The sequence below is a fragment of the Streptomyces sp. NPDC001002 genome (assembly GCF_053599215.1).
Genome location: NZ_JBSFLV010000116.1, coordinates 19,280 through 28,136, shown reverse-complemented (window position 1 = coordinate 28,136; position 8,857 = coordinate 19,280). Strand labels below are relative to the sequence as shown.

At 69.1% G+C, this 8,857-nt stretch carries 11 protein-coding genes and 1 pseudogene; 7 read left to right on the top strand and 5 right to left on the bottom strand.

Annotated features, from left to right (window positions below; all coding sequences use genetic code 11):
- Positions 1 to 54: 54 nt before the first annotated feature.
- From ACWDR3_RS36110 to ACWDR3_RS36100, 3 genes and pseudogenes are all read left to right on the top strand, one after another.
- Positions 55 to 612: pseudogene (locus ACWDR3_RS36110) on the top strand (RNA degradosome polyphosphate kinase); the annotation flags it as partial.
- Positions 593 to 1,648: a CHAD domain-containing protein gene (locus tag ACWDR3_RS36105; protein ID WP_450356790.1), complete on the top strand. Its 1,056-nt coding sequence runs from the start codon at positions 593 to 595 to the stop codon at positions 1,646 to 1,648. The pseudogene ACWDR3_RS36110 and the gene ACWDR3_RS36105, both read left to right, overlap by 20 nt.
- Before the next feature lie 83 nt (positions 1,649 to 1,731).
- Positions 1,732 to 2,154, top strand: a complete 423-nt coding sequence (locus tag ACWDR3_RS36100) for an NUDIX hydrolase (RefSeq protein ID WP_450356789.1) — start codon at positions 1,732 to 1,734, stop codon at positions 2,152 to 2,154.
- On the opposite strand, the gene ACWDR3_RS36095 is transcribed toward ACWDR3_RS36100, so the two are convergent.
- On the bottom strand, positions 2,145 to 2,291 hold the full coding sequence (locus ACWDR3_RS36095) for a hypothetical protein (protein WP_450356788.1): 147 nt from the start codon (positions 2,289 to 2,291) through the stop codon (positions 2,145 to 2,147). The genes ACWDR3_RS36100 and ACWDR3_RS36095 overlap by 10 nt on opposite strands.
- Before the next feature lie 147 nt (positions 2,292 to 2,438).
- On the opposite strand from ACWDR3_RS36095, the gene ACWDR3_RS36090 reads away from it, so the two are divergent.
- Both ACWDR3_RS36090 and ACWDR3_RS36085 read left to right on the top strand, forming a co-directional pair.
- Positions 2,439 to 3,272, top strand: coding sequence for a hypothetical protein (locus ACWDR3_RS36090; RefSeq protein ID WP_450356787.1), 834 nt, complete (start codon positions 2,439 to 2,441; stop codon positions 3,270 to 3,272).
- A gap of 109 nt (positions 3,273 to 3,381) precedes the next feature.
- Positions 3,382 to 3,561 carry a hypothetical protein gene (locus ACWDR3_RS36085; protein WP_123996602.1) on the top strand — a complete coding sequence of 60 codons (180 nt, stop codon included), beginning with the start codon at positions 3,382 to 3,384 and terminating at the stop codon, positions 3,559 to 3,561.
- A 22-nt stretch (positions 3,562 to 3,583) separates the two neighbouring features.
- On the opposite strand, the gene ACWDR3_RS36080 is transcribed toward ACWDR3_RS36085, so the two are convergent.
- Complete coding sequence (locus ACWDR3_RS36080; RefSeq protein ID WP_123996601.1) at positions 3,584 to 3,934, bottom strand: metal-sensitive transcriptional regulator; 351 nt, start codon at positions 3,932 to 3,934, stop codon at positions 3,584 to 3,586.
- Between the two features lie 200 nt (positions 3,935 to 4,134).
- On the opposite strand from ACWDR3_RS36080, the gene ACWDR3_RS36075 reads away from it, so the two are divergent.
- Both ACWDR3_RS36075 and ACWDR3_RS36070 read left to right on the top strand, forming a co-directional pair.
- Positions 4,135 to 4,755, top strand: coding sequence for a DUF47 domain-containing protein (locus ACWDR3_RS36075; RefSeq protein ID WP_048585568.1), 621 nt, complete (start codon positions 4,135 to 4,137; stop codon positions 4,753 to 4,755).
- A 7-nt stretch (positions 4,756 to 4,762) separates the two neighbouring features.
- Positions 4,763 to 5,761, top strand: coding sequence for an inorganic phosphate transporter (locus ACWDR3_RS36070; protein WP_401715610.1), 999 nt, complete (start codon positions 4,763 to 4,765; stop codon positions 5,759 to 5,761).
- A 134-nt stretch (positions 5,762 to 5,895) separates the two neighbouring features.
- On the opposite strand, the gene pstB is transcribed toward ACWDR3_RS36070, so the two are convergent.
- Genes pstB through pstC form a run of 3 tightly spaced genes read right to left on the bottom strand, consistent with a single transcriptional unit; the run spans position 5,896 to position 8,789 of the window.
- A complete protein-coding gene (gene pstB, locus ACWDR3_RS36065) occupies positions 5,896 to 6,672 on the bottom strand; it encodes a phosphate ABC transporter ATP-binding protein PstB (RefSeq protein WP_123996599.1) in 777 nt (258 codons plus the stop codon).
- Positions 6,673 to 6,720: 48 nt separating this feature from the next.
- On the bottom strand, positions 6,721 to 7,785 hold the full coding sequence (pstA, locus tag ACWDR3_RS36060; RefSeq protein WP_450356786.1) for a phosphate ABC transporter permease PstA: 1,065 nt from the start codon (positions 7,783 to 7,785) through the stop codon (positions 6,721 to 6,723).
- The gene (pstC, locus tag ACWDR3_RS36055; RefSeq protein WP_450356785.1) at positions 7,782 to 8,789 is read right to left on the bottom strand and encodes a phosphate ABC transporter permease subunit PstC; all 1,008 of its coding nucleotides are present in this window, start codon (positions 8,787 to 8,789) and stop codon (positions 7,782 to 7,784) included. Before pstC ends, pstA begins: the two co-directional genes overlap by 4 nt.
- Between the last annotated feature and the right edge of the window lie 68 nt (positions 8,790 to 8,857).

Below are 8,857 nucleotides of genomic sequence, written 5' to 3'. Positions count from 1 at the left end.
GTAGCGTAGCCCGAAGACAAGCTGGCGCTGACCTCGACCTGTACGCCCTTTACCAAATCCCTGCGGGACGGCCTGATCGCGCGGATCAACAAGGAGGTCCAGCACCACCGTGCCGGACGTCCCGCGTTCATCCGTATCAAGGTCAACTCGATCGTCGACGAGGCACTCATCGACGCGCTGTACCGGGCGTCCCAGGCAGGCGTACCGACCGACGTGTGGGTACGCGGCATCTGTGCCGTCCGCCCGGGCGTCACGGGCCTCTCGGAGAACATCCGGGTCCGCTCGATCCTCGGCCGCTTCCTGGAACACTCCCGGGTCTTCGCCTTCGGCAACGGCGGCGAACCCGAAGTGTGGCTCGGCAGCGCCGACATGATGCACCGCAACCTCGACCGCCGTATCGAGGCCCTGGTCAGGGTCACCGACCCGGCCCACCGCGCAGCCCTGAACCGGCTGTTGGAGACCGGCATGTCCGAGACCACCTCGTCCTGGCACCTCGGGCCGGACGGCGAGTGGACCCGCCACTCCACCGACGCGGACGGCCAACCCCTGAGGAACGTCCAGGAGATGCTCATAGACGCCCGGAGGCGCCGGCGTGGCACAGCAACACCTTGACCCGACGGATCCCGTGGCCGGGACCGCCCCCACCGGGGACGCCCTCGCGGGCTACCTGCGGGCCCAGGCCACGGAGTTCCTCCGCGCCCTGCGGCTGCACCGGGAGACCGGCAGCGGCCCGAACGGCACGGAGGAGTCCGTCGACGCGGCGCGCGCCCTGCGCCGCTCGGTCCGCCGTATCAGCGGCAGCCTGCACACCTTCCGTCCCCTGCTGGAGACCGACTGGTCGGAGAATCTGCGCCCCGAACTCGCCTGGCTGTCGGGCACGTTGTCGATGGAGCACGCGTACGCGGCCCGGCTCGACCGGCTGCTGCTCGCGCTGCACCGGCTGTCGGGGGCGGCGGTGTTCCCCGCGCAGTCCGCGGGCGGCCCGGCCCCGGCCGCCCGGTCCGAGCAGGCGAGCGGGGAGCGCGGCAACCTCACCGTGGGCGCGGCCAAGGCGGGCGCGCTCCTGGAGCGCCAGCTCACCCTCGCCCGGACCCGCGCCCACAGCACCGCGCTGCAGGCGCTCGGCTCCTCCCGCTTCCACGCCGTCGCCGACAAGGTCGCCGTGCTGGCCAGCGAGGTCCCGCTCACCGCTGCCGCCGCCCGGGCCGACCTCGGCCCGCTGGCCGGCGCGGCCCAGGAGCGGCTCACCGACGCCGTGAGCGGACTGCCGCTGGTCACCGCCGGGCATCCGTACAACGCGGAGGCCCTGATCCACGGCCTCTCCCCGGACCCGGCCCCGCATCCGCAGGACGCCCCCTGGCACCAGGTCCGGCTGCTGCTGCGTCTGCACCGCTACTCCCGCGAGGTCCTCCTCGGCGAGAACGCCCTGGTCGACGTCCGCCTGCTCGACGCGGGCCAGGCCCTGAACCGGCACCGGGACGCCTCGGAGGCGGCCGCCGCCGCGGCCTCGGCGGCCCGCACCCCGCGCATCGCCCCGGCGACGGCGTACGCCCTCGGTGTGCTCCACGCCGACCAGCGCCACGAGGTGGAGGGCGCCCGTTTCGCCTTCCAGCAGGCGTGGCAGAGGCAAGAAGTGCGGGCCAGTTGACGCAGTGGCAGGAAGTGCGGGCCAGGTGATCCAGCGGCAGGACGTGCGGGCCGGTTGACGCGAAAGCAGGAGGTGCGGGCCAGGTGACCCAGACCGACAACAGCCTGATCCAGGCCGCCGGCGGAGTGCTGTGGCGGCACTCCCCCGTCGACTCCGCACTCGAGGTCTGCCTGGTCCACCGGCCGAAGTACGACGACTGGTCCCACCCCAAGGGCAAGCTGAAGCGCGGGGAGGAACCGCTCGCGGCGGCCCTGCGCGAGGTGACCGAGGAGACGGGGTACACGGCCGAGCCGGGCACGGAGCTGTCCACCGTCCGCTACTTCGTGGGCGGCCGCCCCAAGCAGGTGCGGTACTGGGCGGCCGAGGCCGTCTCCGGCAACTTCGCCCCGAACGACGAGGTGGACCGCATCCTGTGGCTCTCCCCCGGCGCGGCCCGCAGCCGGCTGACCCAGTTCCGCGACCGCGGCCTGGTCGACGAACTGCTGACGACCCTGCGTCACGCCTGAGGATGCAGATGGACCTCCGCGTCCGTCCGGGCCTGACTGCGGGCTCTGCGGGCCGGACCACGCCACCCGCAGACGCAGCGGGCGAAGCAGAACTTGCCCTGTTCGACGGTGGTCGTCCGGTGTTCCTCGTGCGGCACGATCACCACGCTACCCACTGCGGGTGCTGTGTAAATAAGCCGCCTCCGGCGGCGGGCCTGGTATCCGCGTGACGGCACCCCCCACCCCTCGTTAAGCGGAACGACAGGGGGCCCGTGCCGGGCGGGCCGGCTGGGGGTGAGCAGGCCATGGCGGAACGCCAGCACAGGATGGGCGGAGCGGTCGTCGCGGGCGTCTTCGTCTGTCTCGGCTCCCTCGGTACGAGCGGCTGTTCCGGCGCCGACGGCACCGCCGACGCCCGCACGTCCGATCCGGTCGGGACCCTGCACCGGGCCGCCGGGACCCTGGTGGAGGCGGGCAGTTCGAAGGCGCGGACGTCGATGGAGATGGCCACCGGCGGCACCCGGGTCACCATCCGCGGCGAGGGCGTCTACGACTACCGCAAGCAGCTCGGCCGGCTCCAGGTGCGGCTGCCGCAGGATCCCGCCGGTCACACCGAGCACCGGCCGATCACCGAACTCCTCGCGCCCGGCGCCCTGTTCATGAAGAACCGGGGCGCCGGGGTCCCCGCCGACAAGTGGGTCCGGGTGGAGACGGCGGCCCTCGCCGACGGCAACCTGGTCACCGGCGGGGCCACCGACCCGTTCGCCGCCGCCGAGCTGCTGCGCGGCACCCGCACGGCGAGCTACCTCGGCCGCACCGAACTGGCCGGCGCCGAGGTGCGGCACTACCGCGGCGTGGCCGATCTCACGGTCGCGGCGCGGGGCGCCTCCCCGGGTGCCCGGGCCTCGCTGGCCGCGGCGGCGAAAGGGTTCGCCACCGCCGAGGTGCCCTTCGACGTCTATCTCGACGACGAGGGCCGCATCCGCAAGGTCAGACACCGGTTCAGCTTCGTGAACGGCCTGCAGAAAGGTAACGTCGCGGTGGCCTCGACGACGTTGCTGTACGACTTCGGGGCCCCCGTCGACGTATCCCTGCCGAAGGCGAGTGACATCTACGCCGGGAAGATCGCAGAGGGATGAGGCGGGCGCGTGGATCAGTGACGGGCGTCAAGAACTAGCCCTTCCGTGCCATGCGCGGTGTGTAGGCCGCTCCCTACTCTAGGAAGTCGGTGACGGCAGAGAAGAGGTGATGCACGTGGCTCCGGTCGGCGGTACGGCAGTTCAGGACCACGTGGCCCTCGCCGAGATCGAGCTGTGCGGAGACCTGATCATCGCGGCCTCGGCCGCGCGCGAGGACCGGCTCAGCATGGATTGCATCGACGAGGTGCTGAGAGTGGCCGAAGAACGCGAGGAGCCGGTCGGCCGGTGAACGGGCCTCTTGCCGCGGGCGCTCAGGTGCGCAGCAGGCGGCCGATGGCCTTCGTGGCCTCTTCGACCTTGGCGTCGATCTCGTCGCCGCCCTTCAGGGCCGCGTCGGCGACGCAGTGCCGCAGGTGTTCCTCCAGGAGCTGCAGCGCGAACGACTGCAGGGCCTTGGTGGAGGCGGACACCTGGGTGAGTATGTCGATGCAGTAGGTGTCCTCCTCGACCATGCGCTGCAGGCCGCGGATCTGGCCCTCGATCCGGCGCAGCCGCTTGAGGTGCTCGTCCTTCTGCTTGTGATAGCCGTGCGTGACGTGCTCGTGGCCGCCGCTCTCGATGTCCTCGGAGGGGGCCGTGGCGCCGGCCTCTGTCGTCGTCATCGCGTCCTCCGTGTCACGGGGCGATCACATACCCCTGCTGGGTATATGGTAACGAACTTTGCTGGGTATAGGGCCCTTGGTACGCCCTCGTGCTGATCACCGTGCCCGATGGGCGACACTGGTGGGCGGCCCATTAGCCGTGGCCGGATGATGCCCTTAGCATCAGCCTGACCGAAACCGATGCAATCCGAGGACCCCTTGTGCGCTTTCGTCTGACCCCCAGGGAGACGAGCTTCTACGACATGTTCGCCGCGTCCGCGGACAACATCGTCACGGGCTCGAAACTCCTGATGGAACTGCTCGGGGCGGACACCGCCGGCCGGGCCGAGATCGCAGAGCGCATGCGGGCAGCCGAACACGCAGGCGACGACGCCACGCACGCGATTTTCCACCAGCTGAACTCCTCGTTCATCACGCCCTTCGACCGCGAGGACATCTACAACCTCGCGTCCTGCCTCGACGACATCATGGACTTCATGGAGGAGGCCGTCGACCTCGTCGTCCTCTACAACGTCGAGGAGCTGCCCAAGGGCGTCGAGCAGCAGATCGAGGTGCTGGCGCGGGCCGCGGAACTGACCGCAGAGGCCATGCCGAACCTGCGCACGATGGACAACCTCACCGAGTACTGGATCGAGGTCAACCGCCTGGAGAACCAGGCCGACCAGATCCACAGAAAGCTTCTTGCACATCTCTTCAACGGCAAGTACGACGCCATCGAGGTGCTGAAGCTCAAGCAGATCGTGGACGTCCTGGAAGAGGCGGCCGACGCGTTCGAGCATGTGGCGAACACGGTGGAGACCATCGCCGTCAAGGAGTCCTGAGGCGTCGATGGACACCTTCGCTCTCATCGTGACCATCGCGGTCGCGCTCTTCTTCACGTACACCAACGGCTTCCACGACTCGGCGAACGCGATCGCGACGTCCGTGTCGACGCGGGCGCTGACCCCGCGGGCGGCGCTGGCCATGGCCGCCGTGATGAACCTCGCCGGTGCCTTCCTCGGTTCCGGTGTCGCCAAGACCGTCAGCGAGGGCCTGATCGAGACGCCCGAGGGCTCGAAGGGGATGGGCATCCTCTTCGCGGCACTGGTCGGCGCCATCGTCTGGAACCTCGTGACCTGGTACTTCGGCCTGCCCTCCTCGTCCTCCCACGCGCTGTTCGGCGGCATGGTGGGCGCGGCCCTCGCCGGTGGCACCGACGTGATCTGGCACGGCGTGCTCGACAAGGTCGTCATCCCGATGTTCGTGTCGCCGGTCGTCGGTCTGGTGGCCGGCTACCTCGTCATGACGGCGATCATGTGGATGTTCCGGCGGTCCAACCCGCACAAGGCCAAGCGGGGCTTCCGCATCGCGCAGACGGTGTCCGCGGCCGGCATGGCCCTCGGTCACGGTCTGCAGGACGCGCAGAAGACCATGGGCATCGTGGTGATGGCACTGGTGATTTCCGGCCACGAGACGTACGGCGACCCGATCCCGGTCTGGGTGAAGATCGCCTGCGCCCTGATGCTGTCGCTGGGCACCTACGCGGGCGGCTGGCGCATCATGCGCACCCTGGGCCGGAAGATCATCGAGCTCGATCCCCCGCAGGGCTTCGCCGCCGAGACGACCGGCGCGGCGATCATGTTCACCACCGCATACCTCTTCAAGGCCCCGGTCTCCACGACCCACGTCATCACCTCCGCCATCATGGGCGTCGGCGCCACCAAGCGCGTGAAGGCCGTGCGCTGGGGGGTCGCCAAGAACATCGTCCTGGGCTGGTTCATCACGATGCCGGCGGCGGCACTGGTGGCGGCGGGGTCGTTCGGGCTCGTGAACCTGGCGTTCCTGTAGTCCCGTAGAACCGGTCGAACCGGTCGGACAACGACGACGGGCCCGCCCCCGGGAGCCAGGGGCGGGCCCTTCATCGACCTCACGGTGGCACCGCCATGCAGCACCGCGAGGGGTCGTTCCGGCTCGGGTTCGGCTCAGCCGAAGCGGCCGGAGATGTAGTCCTCGGTCGCCTGGACCGACGGGTTGGAGAAGATCCGCTCCGTGTCGTCGATCTCGATCAGCTTGCCGGGCTGGCCGACGGCGGCCAGGTTGAAGAACGCCGTACGGTCCGAGACTCGCGCCGCCTGCTGCATGTTGTGCGTCACGATGACGATCGTGAAGCGCTCCTTCAGCTCACCGATCAGGTCCTCGATGGCGAGGGTGGAGATCGGGTCGAGGGCGGAGCAGGGCTCGTCCATCAGCAGCACCTTGGGCTCGACCGCGATCGCGCGGGCGATGCACAGACGCTGCTGCTGACCGCCGGAGAGACCCGAACCGGGCTTGTTCAGCCGGTCCTTGACCTCGTTCCAGAGGTTCGCGCCCTTGAGCGACTTCTCGACGATGTCGTTGAGCTCGTTCTTCTTGTACGAGCCGGAGAGCTTCAGGCCGGCCGCGACGTTCTCGAACACGGACATCGTCGGGAACGGGTTGGGCCGCTGGAAGACCATGCCGACCTCACGCCGCACGGCCACCGGGTCGACCCCGGCGCCGTACAGGTTCTCGTCGTCGAGCATGACCTTGCCCTCGACCCGGCCACCGGTGGTGACCTCGTGCATCCGGTTCAGGGTGCGCAGGAACGTGGACTTGCCGCAGCCGGACGGGCCGATGAAGGCCGTCACGCTCCGGGGCTCGATGGCCATCGAGATGTCCTCGATGGCGCGGAAGGAGCCGTAGTAGGCGCTGAGGCCGCTGACGTCAATTCGCTTGGCCATGGAAATCACTGCTTCTTTCGAGGGGGAGACAGGTCGCTGTTGGCCGCGTCAGCGACCGGACTTCGGGGCCTTCCAGCGGGCGACGCCGCGAGCCACGAGGTTGAGGATCATCACGAAGGCGATCAGCGTGAGTGACGCCGCCCAGGCCCGGTCGTACGCCGCGTTGGCACCGGCGCTTTGCGCGTACTGCTGATAGATGTACAGCGGCAGCGACTGTTGCGCACCCTCGAACGGGTTGTTGTTGATGAACCGGTTGCCGAAGACCAGCAGCAGCACGGGCGCTGTCTCACCCGCGATACGGGCGATGGCGAGCATGATGCCGGTGGTGATGCCGCCGATGGAGGTCGGCAGGACCACCTTCAGGATGGTGCGCCACTTCGGGATGCCGAGCGCGAGGGAGGCCTCGCGCAGCTCGTTCGGGACGAGCTTGAGCATCTCCTCGGTGGAGCGGACCACGACCGGCATCATCAGGATGGCCAGCGCCAGCGAACCGGCGAAGCCGAAGGGCTCCATGTCGAAGATCAGCATGAGGCTGAGGATGAACAGGCCCGCGACGATCGACGGGATACCGGTCATCACGTCGACGAAGAAGGTGATCGCCCGGGAGAGGTTGCCCCGGCCGTACTCCACCAGGTACACGGCGGTGAGCACACCGATCGGCGCCGCGATGATCGTGGCGAGTCCGACCTGCTCCAGGCTGCCGATGATGGCGTGGTAGATGCCACCGCCCGGCTGGGAGTCCTGGACGATGCCCATCGAGTGGGTCAGGAAGAAGACGTCGAGGACCTTGGTGCCGCGCGAGATGGTCGTCCACACCAGGGAGATGAGCGGCACCAGGGCGACCAGGAAGGCCACCCAGACCAGACCGGTCGCGATGCGGTCCTTGGCCTGCCGGCGCCCCTCGATCTGTGCGGAGATGCCGTACGTGCCGACGAGGAAGAGCAGACCGGCGATCAGGCCCCACTGGATCTTGCTGTCCAGGCTGAAGACCAGCCCGATGACGACGGCAAGGACCACGGAGCCACCCGCGATCGCGAACGGCGACCACTTCGGCAGGCTCGCGCCGCGCAGCGTGCTGGGCGCGCGCTCGGCGACGGGTGCTGGGTTGCTCATGCGTTGGCCCCCGAGTACTCCTTGCGGCGGGCGATGATCATGCGTGCCGCGCCGTTGACCAGCAGGGTGATGACGAACAGGACCAGACCGGAGGCGATGAGCGCGTCACGGCCGAACTCGTCCGCCTCGCCGAACTTGCTGGCGATGTTCTGGGCGAAGGTGCCGCCGCCCGGGTTGAGCAGGCTGGCGTGGATCAGGAAGTCCGGGGAGAGCACGGTCGCGACGGCCATCGTCTCGCCGAGCGCGCGGCCGAGGCCGAGCATCGAGGCGGAGATGACACCGGAGCGGCCGAACGGGATGACGGACATCCGGATGACCTCCCAGCGCGTGGCGCCGAGGGCCAGGGCCGCTTCCTCGATCATCTGCGGGGACTGGCGGAAGACCTCGCGGCTCACGTTGGTGATGATCGGCAGGATCATGATCGCGAGCAGGATGCCGACGGTGAGCATCGAGCGCGGGGCGCCCTCGTCCCACGAGAAGAGGCCGGACCAGCTGAAGTAGTCGTTGAGCCAGCTGAACAGTCCGGTCATGTGCGGCACCAGGACCAGCGCGCCCCACAGGCCGTAGACGATGGACGGCACGGCGGCGAGCAGGTCGATCACATAGGCGATCGGGCCGCTCAGCCTGCGCGGGGCGTAGTGCGTGAGGAACAGCGCGATGGCCACGGCGATCGGAACCGCGAGGACCATGGCGATGATCGAGGAGATCACCGTGCCGTAGGCCAGGACCGCGATGCCGAAGCTCGGCGGCTGGACGCCGGTGTTCCATTCGAAGGTGGTGAAGAAGTTCGTGTGGTCCTTGCTGATCGCGAGCGAGGCGCGATAGGTGAGGAAGACCGCGATCGCGGCCATGATCACCAGCAGCAGGATGCCCGAGCCGCGGGACAGACCGAGGAAGATCCGGTCTCCGGGTCGGGTGACGCCGCGGGCCGCAGCTTTCTGCTCGGACTCCGTCGGCTGTGGGGTGGGGGGTGGGGCGTCAGTGTTCTGTGTGGTTATGTCCATCGGGTTCTCCGGTCTGCGGAACCGCACACGAGGTGCGGCCCTGCGAAGCCGTACGCGACCGTACGGCT